Annotated in this window: 13 protein-coding genes and 1 pseudogene; 5 read left to right on the forward strand and 9 right to left on the reverse strand. The window is 61.6% G+C overall.

Features of this window, described 5'->3' with window-relative positions; genetic code table 11:
* Position 1: 1 nt before the first annotated feature.
* Both ccoO and ccoN read right to left on the reverse strand, forming a co-directional pair.
* Complete coding sequence (gene ccoO, locus I5961_RS09565) at positions 2 to 610, reverse strand: cytochrome-c oxidase, cbb3-type subunit II (protein ID WP_085700207.1); 609 nt, start codon at positions 608 to 610, stop codon at positions 2 to 4.
* Between the two features lie 10 nt (positions 611 to 620).
* Positions 621 to 2,045: a cytochrome-c oxidase, cbb3-type subunit I gene (gene ccoN / locus I5961_RS09570; protein WP_065259700.1), complete on the reverse strand. Its 1,425-nt coding sequence runs from the start codon at positions 2,043 to 2,045 to the stop codon at positions 621 to 623.
* Positions 2,046 to 2,140: 95 nt separating this feature from the next.
* On the opposite strand from ccoN, the gene I5961_RS09575 reads away from it, so the two are divergent.
* Together I5961_RS09575 and I5961_RS09580 are read left to right on the forward strand one after the other, a co-directional pair.
* Positions 2,141 to 2,818: an alpha/beta family hydrolase gene (locus tag I5961_RS09575; RefSeq protein WP_227235038.1), complete on the forward strand. Its 678-nt coding sequence runs from the start codon at positions 2,141 to 2,143 to the stop codon at positions 2,816 to 2,818.
* Positions 2,819 to 3,810: 992 nt separating this feature from the next.
* The gene (locus tag I5961_RS09580; protein ID WP_227235039.1) at positions 3,811 to 4,170 is read left to right on the forward strand and encodes a DUF6124 family protein; all 360 of its coding nucleotides are present in this window, start codon (positions 3,811 to 3,813) and stop codon (positions 4,168 to 4,170) included.
* A gap of 76 nt (positions 4,171 to 4,246) precedes the next feature.
* Here the strand turns inward: I5961_RS09580 and I5961_RS09585 are convergent, their stop codons facing one another.
* From I5961_RS09585 to inhA, 3 genes are all read right to left on the reverse strand, one after another.
* Complete coding sequence (locus I5961_RS09585) at positions 4,247 to 5,812, reverse strand: methyl-accepting chemotaxis protein (protein WP_085700204.1); 1,566 nt, start codon at positions 5,810 to 5,812, stop codon at positions 4,247 to 4,249.
* Positions 5,813 to 5,914: 102 nt separating this feature from the next.
* Complete coding sequence (locus I5961_RS09590) at positions 5,915 to 6,706, reverse strand: CPBP family intramembrane glutamic endopeptidase (protein WP_085700203.1); 792 nt, start codon at positions 6,704 to 6,706, stop codon at positions 5,915 to 5,917.
* Positions 6,707 to 6,948: 242 nt separating this feature from the next.
* Positions 6,949 to 7,635: an isonitrile hydratase gene (gene inhA / locus I5961_RS09595; protein ID WP_227235041.1), complete on the reverse strand. Its 687-nt coding sequence runs from the start codon at positions 7,633 to 7,635 to the stop codon at positions 6,949 to 6,951.
* Positions 7,636 to 7,724: 89 nt separating this feature from the next.
* Between inhA and I5961_RS09600 the strand changes: the two genes are divergently transcribed.
* Positions 7,725 to 8,708: a GlxA family transcriptional regulator gene (locus tag I5961_RS09600; protein ID WP_227235042.1), complete on the forward strand. Its 984-nt coding sequence runs from the start codon at positions 7,725 to 7,727 to the stop codon at positions 8,706 to 8,708.
* On the opposite strand, the pseudogene I5961_RS09605 reads toward I5961_RS09600, so the two are convergent.
* The 4 genes and pseudogenes from I5961_RS09605 to I5961_RS09620 form a co-directional block, all read right to left on the reverse strand.
* Positions 8,677 to 9,575 (reverse strand): annotated as a pseudogene (locus tag I5961_RS09605) (alpha/beta fold hydrolase). The gene I5961_RS09600 and the pseudogene I5961_RS09605 sit on opposite strands and share 32 nt — an antisense overlap.
* Positions 9,576 to 9,585: 10 nt before the next feature.
* The gene (locus tag I5961_RS09610) at positions 9,586 to 9,975 is read right to left on the reverse strand and encodes a hypothetical protein (protein WP_085700197.1); all 390 of its coding nucleotides are present in this window, start codon (positions 9,973 to 9,975) and stop codon (positions 9,586 to 9,588) included.
* Positions 9,976 to 10,283: 308 nt separating this feature from the next.
* Positions 10,284 to 12,110: a glycoside hydrolase family 15 protein gene (locus I5961_RS09615; protein WP_227235044.1), complete on the reverse strand. Its 1,827-nt coding sequence runs from the start codon at positions 12,108 to 12,110 to the stop codon at positions 10,284 to 10,286.
* Positions 12,103 to 12,903, reverse strand: coding sequence for a glucose 1-dehydrogenase (locus I5961_RS09620; protein WP_227235045.1), 801 nt, complete (start codon positions 12,901 to 12,903; stop codon positions 12,103 to 12,105). The genes I5961_RS09615 and I5961_RS09620 overlap by 8 nt, the downstream gene beginning before the upstream one ends.
* 301 nt (positions 12,904 to 13,204) lie before the next feature.
* Between I5961_RS09620 and I5961_RS09625 the strand changes: the two genes are divergently transcribed.
* Both I5961_RS09625 and I5961_RS09630 read left to right on the forward strand, forming a co-directional pair.
* Positions 13,205 to 14,377, forward strand: a complete 1,173-nt coding sequence (locus I5961_RS09625) for an MFS transporter (protein WP_085703520.1) — start codon at positions 13,205 to 13,207, stop codon at positions 14,375 to 14,377.
* A gap of 78 nt (positions 14,378 to 14,455) precedes the next feature.
* Complete coding sequence (locus I5961_RS09630) at positions 14,456 to 15,190, forward strand: thioesterase II family protein (protein WP_085700193.1); 735 nt, start codon at positions 14,456 to 14,458, stop codon at positions 15,188 to 15,190.
* The last annotated feature ends 94 nt before the right edge of the window (positions 15,191 to 15,284 follow it).

The following is a 15,284-nucleotide window of genomic DNA, read 5'->3' on the forward strand; positions in this document are numbered from 1 at the left end:
ATCACCTCTTGCTCTTGATCGCAGTGCCAAGCACTTGCAGGTAGGAGACGAGGGCGTCCATTTCGGTCTTGCCCTTGAGGCTGGCCACCGCACCGCTGATGTCGTCGTCGGTGTACGGCACGCCGAGGGTGCGCATGACCTTGAGCTTGGTTTCGGTGTGGCTGCTGTCGACCGGCTGGGTAACCAGCCACGGGTAGGCCGGCATTTTCGATTCCGGCACGACGTTGCGCGGGTTGTACAAGTGCGCACGGTGCCAGTCATCCGAGTAACGCGAACCGACCCGGGCCAGGTCCGGACCGGTACGTTTGGAACCCCACAGGAACGGGTGATCCCACACGCTTTCCCCAGCCACCGAGTAGTGGCCGTAGCGTTCGGTTTCGGCGCGGAAGGGACGGATCATCTGCGAGTGGCAACCGACGCAGCCTTCGCGGATGTAGATGTCGCGGCCTTCCAGTTGCAGCGCGGTGTAGGGCTTCATGCCTTCCACCGGTTTGTTGGTCACATCCTGGAAGAACAGCGGGACGATCTGGGTCAGGCCGCCGATACTCACGGCGAACACCATCAGCAGCATCAGCAGGCCGACGTTCTTTTCAATCGTTTCGTGTTTCATGGCGGACTCCTCAGGCCATCTGCGCGGCAGCAACGACGTCAGCAGGCTGCGAGGCCCGCACGGTGCGCCAGGTGTTGTAAGCCATCAGCAACATGCCGCTGAGGAAGATCGCCCCGCCGATCAACCGCACGACGAAGCCCGGGTGGCTGGCCACCAGGGTTTCGACGAATGAATAGGTCAGCGTGCCGTCCTCGTTCACCGCACGCCACATCAGGCCCTGGGCGATGCCGTTGACCCACATCGAGGCGATGTAGAGCACGGTGCCGATGGTCGCGAGCCAGAAGTGCGCGTTGATCAGGCCGATGCTGTGCATCTGCTCTTTGCCGAACACTTTCGGGATCATGTGGTACAGCGCGCCGATCGAGATCATCGCCACCCAGCCGAGGGCGCCGGCGTGTACGTGACCGATGGTCCAGTCGGTGTAGTGGGAGAGGGCGTTGACGGTCTTGATCGCCATCATCGGACCTTCGAAGGTCGACATGCCGTAGAACGCCAGCGACACCACCAAAAAGCGCAGGATCGGGTCGCTGCGCAACTTATGCCAGGCGCCCGAGAGGGTCATCATGCCGTTGATCATGCCGCCCCAGCTCGGGGCCAGCAGAATCAGCGACATCACCATGCCCAGCGACTGCGCCCAGTCCGGCAGCGCGGTGTAGTGCAGGTGGTGCGGGCCGGCCCAGATGTACAGGGTGATCAACGCCCAGAAGTGCACGATCGACAGGCGATACGAATACACCGGACGTTCGGCCTGTTTCGGCACGAAGTAGTACATCATCCCGAGGAAACCGGCGGTGAGGAAAAAGCCTACGGCGTTGTGGCCGTACCACCATTGCACCATCGCATCGGTTGCACCGGCGTATACCGAGTAGGACTTGGTGAAGCTCACCGGCAACTCAAGGTTGTTGACGATGTGCAGGATCGCCACGGTGATGATGAACGCGCCGAAAAACCAGTTGCCCACATAAATGTGCTTGGTCTTGCGCTGCATGATCGTGCCGAAGAACACGATCGCGTAGGCGACCCAGACGATGGTGATCAGAATGTCGATCGGCCATTCCAGCTCGGCGTATTCCTTGGAACTGGTGTAACCCAGTGGCAGGCTGATGGCCGCCAGCAGGATCACAAGCTGCCAGCCCCAGAAGCAGAAGGCGGCGATTTGCGGCGCGAACAGTTGCGTCTGGCAGGTGCGCTGCACCGAGTAGAACGAACTGGCGAACAAGGCACAGCCACCGAACGCGAAGATCACCGCGTTGGTGTGCAGCGGGCGCAGGCGTCCGAAGCTGGTCCACGGCAGGTTGAAGTTGAGTTCGGGCCAGACCAATTGAGCCGCGAGAAAAACCCCGAGCCCCATGCCGACGATGCCCCACACCACCGTCATAATGGCGAATTGGCGGACCACCTTGTAGTTGTAGGCGGTACTGATAGAAGTGTTCATGGTTCCCCATCCACGGTTCAGCCGAAGTGAGTGCGCGCAGAAAACGCCGCGAACCCTTCGCCTGGAGTTATAGGCAGACTAAAAGCGAGGCAAGCATGGACAAACAGCACAAGGCCAGTATTGACGGGGATCAATGGGCGCAGTGCCTGCGGGATCACGGGTGGCTTTGGGATGCCGCTGTTGGCGAGGCTTCGGCGACGCTCATTCTTGCCCATGGTGCCGGGGCGCCGATGGACAGCGACTGGATGAACGATATGGCTGGGCGCCTTGCCGGGCTTGGTATCAACGTGTTGCGGTTTGAGTTTCCTTATATGGCGCAGCGGCGGGTTGATGGCAGCAAACGCCCGCCGAATCCGGCGCCGAAGTTGCTCGAATGTTGGCGTGAGGTGTATGGCCTGGTGCGACTTCATGTCGCTGGGGTTTTGGCGGTTGGCGGGAAGTCGATGGGGGGGCGGATGGCCAGTCTCCTGGCGGACGAGTTGGGTGCGGATGCGTTGGTGTGTCTGGGGTATCCGTTTTATGCGGTTGGGAAACCTGAGAAACCGCGGGTCGAACATCTGGCTTCTTTGCGGACTCGGACGTTGATTGTTCAAGGCGAGCGGGATGCGCTTGGCAATCGGGACGCTGTTGAGGCTTACGATTTATCACCGAGTATTGAGGTTTTTTGGTTGGCCTCTGGGGATCATGATTTGAAGCCGCTGAAGGTTTCCGGGTTTACGCAGGAGCAGCATTTGGCTTCGGCGGCGGAGAGGGTTGCCGGGTTTCTTCGGTGAGGTTTGGTTTTTGGGTGTATATCCGTTGCTGCGGTTATGGCTGCTTAGGGTTCCGCCCTTACGGCGGGTCACTTTTGGCAAACGCCCCAAAAGTAACCAAAAACGCTTGCTCCTACGTCCGGCCCACTCGCTAAAGCTCGGGGTTCCTTCGCTCCGGGATTCATCCGGGGGGGCATCGCCTACGGTTTGCTTCGCTGCACCTCCTCTCGATGTGTTTGGCTTCGCCAAACGGTCGCTGCGCTCCCACCCCGGATAAATCCCTCCACTCAGCCTTCCGACGTCGCCCGAAGATCAAAAGCGGTACTCGAGCTAACGCTCATCGTTTTCTGTGGGAGCCAGCCTGCTGGCGATGGCGGCCTGACAGCCGACCAGTTTTTGCAGACTGCATGCAATCCCTGTGGGAGCGAGCTTGCTCGCGAAAGCGGCCTGACAGCCGACCAGTTTTTGCAGACTGCATGCAATCCCTGTGGGAGCGAGCTTGCTCGCGAAAGCGGCCTGACAGCCGACCAGTTTCCTGCAGACTGCATGCGATCCTTGGGGTAGCGAGCTTGGTCCGGGCGGCGATCCGACGAAAGCGGTCTACCAGAGCACAGCAAAGGAAAGGTCAAACATCCGGCTTTTTGGCGCATAAACGTAATTCTGCAAGCGCGTTTAAAGTACACGAACCGTTACGCCATAAGGGCTACAACACCTTGCGTCGTTGCCTACACGTACGCCAGAATCCGCCGGCTTACGCGGCTTGGAGAGGGCTATATCGTTTCCCTGTCACTGAAAAACAGTGATCGGGTTTGGTAGCCCGTCTGTAATAGCTGTGTGGCAACACCGTATGCAGTCCTTTTCTTGGGGCTCGGTTTTATGGTGGTCATGCGTGGGGCTCATTCGTGAGCGCCGGGTTCCTATTGCAGCCGGTCTACCAACCCGCGTATGGCCGCCACCCATCGTTTGGTAGCGTGGGTGATGGCTCCTTGAAGTCTGCGATAGGAGTTACATCTATGTTCAAAGCCACACCAAACCCGCCAAAAACCGATCCAACCTCCAACGACCCCGAGCTTGAGTCCCAAAAGACAAAAGCCGCCGCCGACCGCGCACTCGACTATTACCTCGGCCCCGAAGTCCCGAAGTACTTCCCGCCCAAGGTCCGCCCCATCTACATGGTCGATCCCACGCTCGATGACGAAACACTGCTGGTTGAAGCCTGCGAATCACTGTCGTCAGCCAACGCCATGGCCGGCAATATCGCCAACTCGGTGAAAGGTCCTGAGCGCAAACCGTTGCTGGCGCTGCAACAGCTGATCATGTTGAACGAGCTGCTGGTGAATCGTCTGCTGGACAAGCTTCGTTTGCCGCAGTAGTCGTCAATCGCCGTAAATAACAAACAAAAAACCCCGGAAGCTTTCGCTGTCCGGGGTTTCTTTATTGCCAGAACAATCAGCGGTTAAACCGCTCCACCAACGAATACTGCGTATTAGCCGTCTTCGTCAGCTCCTCACTCAACAACGCCGAGTTATGCGCCTGTTCCGAGGTCTGGTCCGCCAGTTCCGAGATGTTGCTGATGTTGCGGCTGATTTCTTCAGCCACGGCACTTTGCTCTTCGGTCGCGGCGGCGATCTGGGTGGTCATGTCGGTGATGTTGGCCACCGCTTCGCTGATGCCGACCAGGGCCTGATCCGCTTCCAGAACCCGTGCCACACCTTCTTCCGCCTGGCGATGGCCGGCTTCCATGGTTTGTACGGCGCTGGATGCAGTCTGTTGCAGCTTGGCGATCAGGGCGTGGATCTGGCCGGTAGATTCGCTGGTGCGTTGCGCCAGTTGGCGGACTTCGTCGGCCACCACGGCAAAACCACGGCCCATTTCGCCGGCACGCGCTGCTTCAATCGCGGCGTTGAGTGCGAGCAGGTTGGTCTGGTCGGCGATGCCTTTGATCACGTCGACCACACCGCCGATTTCGTCGCTGTCCTTGGCCAGTTGGGTCACGGTCAGGCCGGTCTCACCGACGACGACCGACAGGCGCTGGATGGCTTCGCGGGTTTCACCGGCGATATCGCGGCCGCGACCGGTCAGGCGGTTGGCTTCCTGGGTGGCGTCGGCGGTGCGCTGTACGTGGCTCGCCACTTCTTGCGTGGTGGCGGCCATCTGGTTGACGGCGGTGGCGACCTGTTCGGTTTCCACGCGCTGACGTTCCAGACCGCTGGAGCTGTTGTGCGCCAGGGCGTCGGACTGTTTGGCCTGATCGGTCAGGTGCTCGGCGGTGTCCTGCAGACGGGTCAGGCAGGTTTTCAGACGGGCTTCCTGGCTCAGGATCGACATTTCCAGACGCGCCTGAGGGCCACGGCTGTCGGTGTACATCTGCGCGATCAACGGGTCGGAGGTGGTTTGCTCGGCCAGACGCAGCAGGCGCTTGAGCCCGCGTTGTTGCCATTGCAGACCCAGCAGGCCCAGCGGCACCGACAGACCGGCGGCGAGGGCGAAGCCCCACTGCGAGTTCAGGGTGGCGCCGATCATGAAGCTCAACTGGCTGACCAGAATGAACGGCAGCCAGTCCTGCAGCACCGGCAGCCACTTGTCTGTTTGTGGAATCGCCGACTTGCCCTGGTTGATGCGTTGGTAGAGCGCTTCGGCACGGCGGATCTGTTCGGCGGTGGGTTTGACCCGCACCGACTCGTAACCGACCACCTGATTGCCATCGAACACCGGCGTTACATAGGCGTTCACCCAGTAATGATCACCGGTCTTGCAGCGATTCTTGACAATGCCCATCCATGGCAAGCCTTGTTTCAGTGTGCCCCACATGTGCGCAAACACCGCCGCCGGGACGTCGGGGTGACGAACCAGGTTGTGCGGCGCACGGATCAGTTCCTCACGCGAAAACCCGCTGATTTCGACGAACGCGTCGTTGCAGTAGGTGATCACGCCCTTGGCATCGGTTGTGGAAATCAACCGCTGCTGAGCCGGGAAAGTCCGTTCGCGTTGTGTAATGGGCTGGTTATTACGCATGGTTTTTCAATCCGCAAGGCTTTGAAGGGTTGTCGGCGGGGTCGGCGATTTATTGAAGTTTTTTTTCATTTATAAGTACGGCGTCGCAAAACGACCCTTGCTTCAACCCGCGAGCATCGGATAGGTGAACAGACCGAAATGCAGCAGGTTCAGGCCAAAGTGCGTGGCGATTGCCGCACCAAGCCCGCCGAAACGATAGGCCAGACCATAGCCGACACCCGCCAGGCTCGCCAGCAGCACCCATTGCCAGCCAGCGCCCACATGCACCAGGCCGAACAGCAGGGACGCAAGCAGCAGCGCGAGGTTTTCGCCGTAAGGCAGGTGCTTGAAACGCCGGCTGAGGCCGCCCTGTATATAGCCGCGAAACAGCGCTTCTTCGACCAGCGTCACCAGCAGCAGATTATTCAGCACCCACAGCCACGCTTGGTCGGGCCATTTCGGCGCCCAGGTGATCATGCCCAGCAACACCGCGCCGCCCAACGCCAGAATCACGCTCAGCGTCAGTGCCAGCGCGGTCGCGTAGACGGTCAGGCGCAACGAGCGCCGCGCGACGATCCATGGGCAGACCAGCAGCAGCCAGAAGCCAATCAGTGGTTTGTCGAGATTCAGGTACATCGAGAACGGCACCGCGTTGTCGGTGAAGCGCTGCGGTTCGATGACCCGACCGTTGTAGAAGCCCGGAAGCCAGTGCAGGGCCAGCGCCAGCGCCAGCACGATAAACAGGCCATGGCCGAGATATCGCCCGACCGGCACGGTTTGCTGGCGCACGGCGTAACCGGCGAAAACCAGCAGTGCAATGGAGATCAGCGCCAGCCAGCCGAGCTGGCCGAAACTCAGCGCTAATCCGTAACCAAGGCTGAGAAGCCCGAGATAGAGCCATGGCAGAGCGGTCATGGAAAGTCCTTGTGCACGATTTGTGGACAGGCTTTCTACACGTCCGGGGGCGAGGGGACAAGTGAAGGTGTACGGGAAATCAGGGACAGCACCACTCCCTGTATGAGACGTGAAGGAGGGCAAGGCCCCCTGTGGGAGCGAGCTTGCTCGCGATGGCGGTGGGTCAGTGGCACAAAGGTCAACTGACACGCCCTCATCGCGAGCAAGCTCGCTCCCACAGGGCTTTGTGTCTGGCTGAAAGATCAGCGCAGGTTCAATTTCGCCGCAGCGCGCTCGGTGATTTCCCGGCGCAGTTTCAGCGAAGGTGCCGCACGCTTGCGCGCCTCATCGACAATCCCGCTCGGCGCAGTGTCCGGTCTGCCCGCATCAAACGGCGGCGCCGGCGCATATTCCAGCTGCAACTGCACCAATTGCGCGGTGTCGACGCCGACCAGTTCCTGCGACAGGGTCAGGGCAAAATCGATCCCGGCGGTGATACCGCCCCCGGTAAACAGATTGCCGTCACGTACCACCCGATCCTTTACTGGAATTGCGCCCAGTATCGGTAGCAAATCGTGATAAGCCCAATGCGTGGTCGCGCGCTTGCCTCGCAACAGACCCGCCGCCCCGAGCACCAGCGAACCGGTGCACACCGACGTCACGTAACGCGCCTGCGCCGCTTGCGTCTTGATGAACGCCAGCGTCTGCTCATCCTCCATCAACGACCCGACCCCGGCGCCGCCGGGTACGCAGATGACGTCCAGATCCGGGCAATCCTCGAAGGTGGTGGTCGGTTTCAGCAGCAACCCGGTGCTGGAAGTCACCGGCACCAGATCCTTCCAGACCAGATGCACCTGCACGTCCGGCAACGAGGCCAGCACGTCATACGGGCCGGTCAGGTCGAGTTGCTGCACTTGGGGAAACAACAGAAAACCGATCTGCAACGCCATGGTTCTTCTCCGTGAAAAGGGGGTAGACGGCTTCACTGTAGGCGCGTAGGTTTTGGCGCATACGCCAATCAGCCCTCGAATTACGCCAAATGCCGAAAACCATCCACCTACTCGCCTTCGCCAATGTGCAATTGCTCGATGTCACCGGCCCGTTGCAGGTTTTCGCCTCGGCCAACGATATCGCCCGCCAGCAGGGTCTGCCTGCGCCTTACGCGCCATTGGTCATCGCCAGCAGCGGCGGGGCGGTGAACTCCTCCGCCGGGCTGGCGATGCTGGCCGAGCCGCTGCCGAGACAGCCCAGCGATACCCTGATCATCGCCGGCGGCTGGGGCGTATACGCCGCTGCCGAAGACGCCGAATTGGTGAGTTGGGTGCGCGAACATGCCAATGGCTGCCGACGCGTGGCTTCGGTCTGCACCGGCGCATTTCTGCTGGCCGCCAGCGGCTGGCTCGACGGTCGCCGGGTCGTCACCCACTGGACCCGTTGCGAGCAGCTGGCGCAGCAACATCCACGCTTGCAGGTCGAGCCCAATCCGATCTTCATCAACGACGGTCCGGTCTGGACCTCGGCGGGCGTCACCGCCGGCATCGACCTGGCGCTGGCCATGGTCGAAGACGACCTCGGCCGCGACATGGCCCTGGACGTCGCCCGGCAACTGGTAGTGTTCCTCAAGCGACCGGGCGGGCAGTCGCAATTCAGCGTGACGCTGTCACTGCAAAAACAGGGCAACCGCTTCGATGATCTGCACGCGTGGATCGCCGAACACCTGACTTGCGATCTGGGCATCCCGACCCTCGCCGAACAGGCCGGCATGAGCGAACGCAGTTTCGTGCGCCACTACCGCGCCGACACCGGCCAGACCCCGGCCCGGGCCATTGAACTGATCCGCGTCGAAACCGCGCGCCGGTTGTTGAGTGATACCGGGTTGCCGATCAAGCGGGTCGCGGCCAATTGTGGTTTTGGCAGTGAAGAGACGTTAAGACGCAGTTTCCTGCGGGCCATGGGCGTGACGCCGCAGGCGTATCGGGAGCGGTTTTCGGTCAGCGCTGGAGCAGGTCCAGTAATGCCTTGAGCGTTTCGCCCGGCGCTTCTTCGGGAATGTTGTGCCCGACACCCGCCAGCACCCGCCGCTCGTAAACCCCGGTGAAGTGCTGCGCATCTTCATCGTCTTCCGGAGCCGGGCCGACGCCATCATCGGCACCGCACAGCGAAATCGTCGGAACGCTGATCGCCGGTTGTTTCTCCAGCGCCTGCTCCATGCCTTCCAGCGCCGGATCACCCGGCGCGTACATGAACCGATGGCGATAAGAGTGAATCACCACCTCGACGAAATCCGGGTTGTCGAACGCCGGCGCACTCAGTGGATAACGCTCGGCGTTCCGCGCCCAGGTCGGTGACCACAATTGCCACAGCAGCTCGCACAGCGCCCGACGATTCTGCGTCAGCCCTGTAACGCCACGGGGCGTGTGGAAGTAGTACTGATACCAATAACGGTGCTCGCTCTGCGGATCCAGCGGCTGGACCGAATTCGGAATGTCTTGCAGGTTGTAGCCATCGCCCGTCACCAACCCACGCACCCGCTCGGGATACAACGCCGCCACAATGCAAGCCGCCCGACCGCCCCAGTCGTAACCGCACAACGTCGCTTGCTCGATACCCAGCGCATCCATCAGATCCAGCAGATCCTGAGCCAGCGCCGCTTGCTGGCCGGAACGCAACGTGTCCGCGCTGTTGAAACGGGTCGGGCCGTAACCGCGTAGGTACGGCACGATCACCCGATAACCCTCGGCGGCGAGAGGCGGGGCAATTTCGTCGTAGGCGCGGGGGAGTAGGGGAAGCCGTGAAGCAGGATGACCGGCATGCCGTCTTCAGGGCCGTGATGCTCATAGGCGATGGTCAGACTTTCAGTCTTGCAAAACGGCATCACGGCTTGGGTCATACGGGATTCCTCAAGTTTCAGCTTCCGCCACCTGATTGAAATACTTGCTGCGATCCGGCGTAAACGTCACCACCATTTTCGTCCGCGAGCAGGTCATGACCCGCTCTGAACCCAAATCAATATCCAGATCCTCGCCACGCAACCCCTGCCACTGGGCCAGGTATTTCAGTGATCCGTACTTTTCATTCTTCTTCAGGCTGCGGCTGACCCCGCCTTTCCAGCCCAGCACCGGCAGTTCGTCGGCGCTGCAGCGTTGGGCGAGGTCGGGGAAGCGGATGGCGCGCTGGCGGCCGATTTCCCAGCATTTGATCAGGCCCTTGTCGGCGGCTTCCCACAGTTCGTCGCGGGTCAGGCCCGTACGCAGAGGGGAATCGATGGGGCGGTGGATGCGTTGGCTCATTCTGGTTCCTTGAATCGGGTTTTTATTGGACAGCTCCGCTGTGCCCGTTGCGGTGGATGGTAGGGGTGGATGTAACAGCTGGCAACAAGGTATTTCGGGGTGTAAGTGCGAGTTGCGGGCCAAGCGTTACACGGGGTTGGCAGGTTTTTGCAGGCCGTGCCATCAACCAGTTGTATCGAAAGGAATAGATTGTGTGGGCCGGCCCGCCAAGGGCAAGGCTCGGGGTTGTTTGCCGTTCGTCGGTGGCCTTCCTACAAACGGCAATTGGATTTGCGATTTTTCTTACAGGCTCTGGCGAAGAAATATGACTACGGCTGCCAGTAATTCTTCTCCCCACTCAACTTGCGATCCAGAAAACTCGCCGCGCTGATCAGCGCCAGGTGGGTCAATGCCTGTGGCGTATTACCCAGATGCCGGCCACGGTTATCGAATTCCTCCGCGTACAACCCAAGTGGATTGGCATAACGCAGCAGTTGCTCGAACTCCAGATGGGCCTTTTCCACTTGCCCGGCGCGGGCCAGGCATTCGACGTACCAGAACGAGCACGCGGCAAAGGCGCCCTCAGTGCCGGACAAGCCATCGATGCCGGCATCGTCATTGCGATAGCGATAAACCATGCCGTCACGCACCAAGTGTTTTTCGATGGCTTCCAGCGTCGCCAGCCATTTCGGATCCTTGGCGCTGACAAAACGCACCAGCGGCATCAGCAGCATCGAGCCATCGAGCGCCGTGCCGCCCTGGTATTGCACGAAATGCCCACGCTCTTCGTTCCAGAAGTTGTCCCAGATGTCGGCATGAATCGCCTGACGGGTCTGGTCCCAGCGGGCGAAGGGCGCCGGCAGCGAGCGTTTCGAGGCCAGGCGGATCGCCCGGTCCAGCGCCACCCAGCACATCAGTCGTGAATGAAGGAAGTGATGTTGCTCACCGCGCATTTCCCAGATGCCTACATCCTTGGTCTGCCAGGTCTCACAGACCTGATCGATGACTTCCATCACATGTTTCCAGCCTTCGTGGGAAATCGCGTCGCCGTACTTGTTGACCAGATAAACGGCGTCCATCAGTTCGCCGAAGATATCCAGCTGGATCTGGTCGTAGGCGCCATTGCCGATGCGCACCGGTTTTGCGCCGCCGTGTCCGGATAAATGCGTGAGTTCGGTTTCCGGGAGTTCCTGGCGACCGTCGATGGCGTAGAGGATGTTCAGCTTCATCCGATGGCCGCTGCAATCGCTGACCCGCCCGCGTAGCCAGCGCATGTAGCCGTTGGCCTCGTCGACAAAACCCAGGCGCATGAAGGCGTAGACGGTGAACGAGGCGTCGCGGATCCAGGTGTAGCGATAGTCCCAGTTGCGTTCGCCGCCGGGGGTTTCCGGCAGGCCGAAGGTGGCGGCGGCGAGGATCGCGCCGTGCTGGCGCGAGGTCAGCAACTTCAGGGCCAGGGCCGAGCGGTTGACCATTTCCCGCCAGCGACCGCGATAGTTGGACTGGCCGATCCAGTCGCGCCAGAACTTCAGCGTGCGCTCGATACACAACTGCGCGGCGCCTTCGGCAAAGCGCGGATCATCGCTGGCGCCGAGCATGAACGCGGCGGTCTGATCCTGCTTGAGGGTGAATTGCGCGACGGCGGCGTCCTGACCGACGCTCAAGGGCTGGTCCGAGGCCAGCCGCAGTGTTGGCTGCCCGCTGGCGCTGAACAGCACATCCTTTTGATCGATAACGGCGCGGGTTTGCGCGCGGGCATAGTCGTGCCGAACGGCGCAGTGCAGATGAAACGTCGCCTGCCCGCTGACCACCCGCACCCGGCGCATCAACAGCGGCAGTGCATCGTCGTTGTCGCCGATGGGCAGCAGATCGGTGATTTCCACCACGGCGTGATCGCTGAGCCAGCGAGTCTGCAAAACGTTGGTGTCCGGCAAGTAGATCTGCTCGCGCCGGGCGTCGGGCAGGTCCGGGGCCAACTGGAAAATCCCCGCATCGGGGGTATCGAGCAGCGAGCAGAAGATCGACGGGCTGTCGAACTCCGGCCAGCAGAAAAAGTCCACGCTGCCCTTGTCATTGACCAGCGCGGCGCTGCGCAGGTCGCCAATGATGCCGTGGGCGTCGATGGGGCTTTGTCGTTCGGATTGATGCTCAACCATTGCCACGGAACTCCGGATAGAGGCTCATGCCGCCGTCGATGAACAGGGTGGTGCCGACGATGTAGTCGGAGGCATCGGAGGCGAGGAACACCGCCGCATTGGCCACGTCCTCGACATCGCCGATGCGCCCGTAAGGGATGAGTTTGAGCAGGGCCTGGCCCGCGTCGCCTTCGGTGGCGTCCTTATTGATCGCCGTGCGGATCGCCCCCGGCGCGATGCCGTTGATGCGGATTCGCTGGTGGCTGACCTCCTGGGCCAGAGTCTGCATCAACTGATCGACGCCGCCCTTGGACGCTGCGTAATTGACGTGCCCGGCCCAGGGAATGCGCTGGTGCACCGAGCTTATGTGGATGATCTTGCCGGCAGCCCGGGACACGCCTTCGCGCACGCCCTGGCGGTTGAAGATCTGCAGCGCGGCGCGAGCGCAGAGGAACTGGCCGGTGAGGTTGACGCCGATTACCGTGTTCCAGTCGTCCAGCGACATATCCACAGCCGCCGCGTCTTTTTGCAGACCGGAATTGGCCACCAGAATGTCCAGTGTTCCGAAGGTATCGAGGGTCTGTTGGAACAGCCGCTCTACATCTTCTTCCTTCGATACATCCGCGCCTATGGCGATGGCCTGACCGCCGTCGGCGACGATCTGCCGGGCCAGCGCTTCGGCCGGCTCGGCCTGGCGGTTGTAGTTGATGACGACGGCAGCACCGGCGGCGGCCAGGGCTTTGGCGGCGCCGTGGCCGATGCCGGAACTGGCGCCGGTGACGAGTGCCACCTGACGGGCGAGGGAAATCTGCATGCAGGATCGCGCCTTGGGTTGAGGGCTTACTTAGCTGACTGATGGGCGGCGGCGAGAGTTCATCCGCGTACATGAAATGATCGACAGGTTTCTTTTGGGCGTTCCCGAGTCCACATGGGACGCAGAGCGTCCCGGGCTGCATTCCCCACACGGACGGTTCGACGCCTCGACGTGGGAACGATCAACGCAGCAGCGATTGGCCCTGCGCGCGTTGGGGACTTCACACTCCACCAACAATTGCGCGCTTCCCCGGCCGTCAGGCTTTGTGGCAACTTGGCCGCCCCTGATGAGGCTGCATCCGATGGCAAACCCTTACCGCGAGTTGTTCAACGCCCCCGGCGCCCGGGCCTTTGTGATGGCCGCGATGATCGCGCGCATGCCGATTTCCATGACCGGTATCGGCGTGATCACGATGCTCTCGCAATTGACCGGCGGCTACGCGTTGGCGGGTGGGGTGGCAGCGACGTTTGCCCTGGCCACGGCGTTTTGCGCGCCGCAGGTGTCACGACTGGTGGATCGCTTCGGTCAGGGGCGAGTGCTGCCGGTGGCGGCGCTGATCGGTGGGGGCGCGCTGCTGATGTTGCTGCTGTGCACCCGTTTGCAGGCGCCGACCTGGACCCTGTTTGTCTGCGCCGCACTGGCCGGATGCATGCCGAGCATGTCGGCGATGGCGCGGGCACGCTGGACCGAAATCTATCGCGGCCAGCCGCAATTGCAGACCGCCTATGCGCTGGAGTCGGTGCTCGACGAGGTCTGCTTCATCGTCGGCCCGCCGTTGTCGGTGGGGCTGTGCGTTGGCGTGTTTCCCGAGGCCGGGCCACTGGCGGCGCTGATCATGCTGGCGATTGGCGTGACGGCGTTTGTTGCCCAGCGCAGCACCGAGCCGCCGGTGCATCCGCGTGAGTCGCAGCATCAGGGTTCGATCATTCGTTCGACCGACGTGCAATGGTTGCTGGCGTTGATGCTCGCCATGGGCGTGATTGTCGGCGTGGTGGATGTGGTCAGCGTCGCGTTCGCCCAGCAGCAGGGCCAGCCGGCGGCGGCCAGCATCGTGTTGTCGGTGTACGCCATCGGTTCCTGTCTGGCCGGCATTGCCTTCGGCGCGATGCGTTCGAAACTGCCGCTGCCGCGCCTGTTTCTCTACGGCGGTCTGGCGACAGCGGTGACCACGCTGCCGTTGCTGCTGGCGAGCAATATTTTCGGCTTGGCTGTCGCGGTGTTCATCGCCGGGCTGTTCTTCTCGCCGACCCTGATCGTGGCGATGGCGTTGATCGAACGCATCGTGCCGCCGGCCAAGCTCACCGAAGGCCTGACCTGGCTGGTCACCGGCCTGAGCATCGGTGTGGCCATCGGCGCTGCCGGTTCCGGCGCATTGGTGGATGCGTTCGGCGCCCGCAGCGGTTTCTGGCTGGCGATTGCCGCCGGGGCGGTGGTGCTGGGCTCCGCGGTGCAGAGTTTCCGCCACTTGAAATGACTGAACAGACGCGCGCGGGCTAATTTCTGCAGGGCTGCCTTCGTTCTTCTATACAGACAACTTTTCGAGGTGAGCCGGGTGACTCAGCTGACATTGCTGTGCCTTCCTTATTCGGGCGCCAGTGCCATGGTCTACAGCCGCTGGCGACGCAAATTGCCGCAGTGGCTGACGCTGCAACCGGTCGAGCTGCCGGGTCGCGGCGCACGTTTTGGCGAGGCGCTGCAAACCGATATGCGCGCGCTGGCCCGACAATTGGCCAGCGAACTGCAAACGACCCTGCGCGCGCCTTATGCCATTTTCGGCCACAGCCTCGGCGCGCTGCTGGCCTGCGAGCTGGCCCATGCCTTGCGCGCCCTGGGATTGCCGGAACCGGTTGCGCTGTTCGCCTCCGGTACGGCGGCGCCGACGCTGCGCAGTGACTATGACCGCGGTTTCGCCGAACCCAAGAGCGATGCCGAACTGATCGAGCAGTTGCGCACCTTGAATGGCACCAGCGAAGACATTCTCGCCAACGCCGAATTGATGAGCCTGACCCTGCCGGTGCTGCGTGCCGACTTCCTGTTGTGCGGACGTTTTCAGCCGATCCAGCGCCCGCTGCTCAAATGCCCGGTGCATGTACTGGGCGGTACCACCGACCGCGCGACCACCGAGCAATTGATCGGCTGGAGCAAGGAAACCCTCGGCAGTTTCTCCGTGGACATGCTGGCCGGCGGTCATTTTTTCATCCATGAACACGAGGCCAAAGTGCTGAAGGTCATCAAGGATCAGCTCGACGTACATCACCGCCGGCACTCGATGCCCGCCATTGCCTGAATTTTCAATCGACGACTGCAGGCTGTCTGCCTGTAGTCGTTTCTTCTTTCAGCTCGCAGCTTTGGGCTTGCGGTTGACCTGCTGATACTTCTTC

The organism is Pseudomonas sp. IAC-BECa141 (genome assembly GCF_020544405.1).
Classification (GTDB): Bacteria; Pseudomonadota; Gammaproteobacteria; order Pseudomonadales; family Pseudomonadaceae; genus Aquipseudomonas.

Bases quoted from the DNA above. Each gene is read 5' to 3' on its own strand.
- ccoO (WP_085700207.1), bottom strand. From the start codon at position 610: ATGAAACACGAAACGATTGAAAAGAACGTCGGCCTGCTGATGCTGCTG.
- ccoN (WP_065259700.1), bottom strand. From the start codon at position 2,045: ATGAACACTTCTATCAGTACCGCCTACAACTACAAGGTGGTCCGCCAA.
- I5961_RS09575 (WP_227235038.1), top strand. From the start codon at position 2,141: ATGGACAAACAGCACAAGGCCAGTATTGACGGGGATCAATGGGCGCAG.
- I5961_RS09580 (WP_227235039.1), top strand. From the start codon at position 3,811: ATGTTCAAAGCCACACCAAACCCGCCAAAAACCGATCCAACCTCCAAC.
- I5961_RS09585 (WP_085700204.1), bottom strand. From the start codon at position 5,812: ATGCGTAATAACCAGCCCATTACACAACGCGAACGGACTTTCCCGGCT.
- I5961_RS09590 (WP_085700203.1), bottom strand. From the start codon at position 6,706: ATGACCGCTCTGCCATGGCTCTATCTCGGGCTTCTCAGCCTTGGTTAC.
- inhA (WP_227235041.1), bottom strand. From the start codon at position 7,635: ATGGCGTTGCAGATCGGTTTTCTGTTGTTTCCCCAAGTGCAGCAACTC.
- I5961_RS09600 (WP_227235042.1), top strand. From the start codon at position 7,725: ATGCCGAAAACCATCCACCTACTCGCCTTCGCCAATGTGCAATTGCTC.
- I5961_RS09610 (WP_085700197.1), bottom strand. From the start codon at position 9,975: ATGAGCCAACGCATCCACCGCCCCATCGATTCCCCTCTGCGTACGGGC.
- I5961_RS09615 (WP_227235044.1), bottom strand. From the start codon at position 12,110: ATGGTTGAGCATCAATCCGAACGACAAAGCCCCATCGACGCCCACGGC.
- I5961_RS09620 (WP_227235045.1), bottom strand. From the start codon at position 12,903: ATGCAGATTTCCCTCGCCCGTCAGGTGGCACTCGTCACCGGCGCCAGT.
- I5961_RS09625 (WP_085703520.1), top strand. From the start codon at position 13,205: ATGGCAAACCCTTACCGCGAGTTGTTCAACGCCCCCGGCGCCCGGGCC.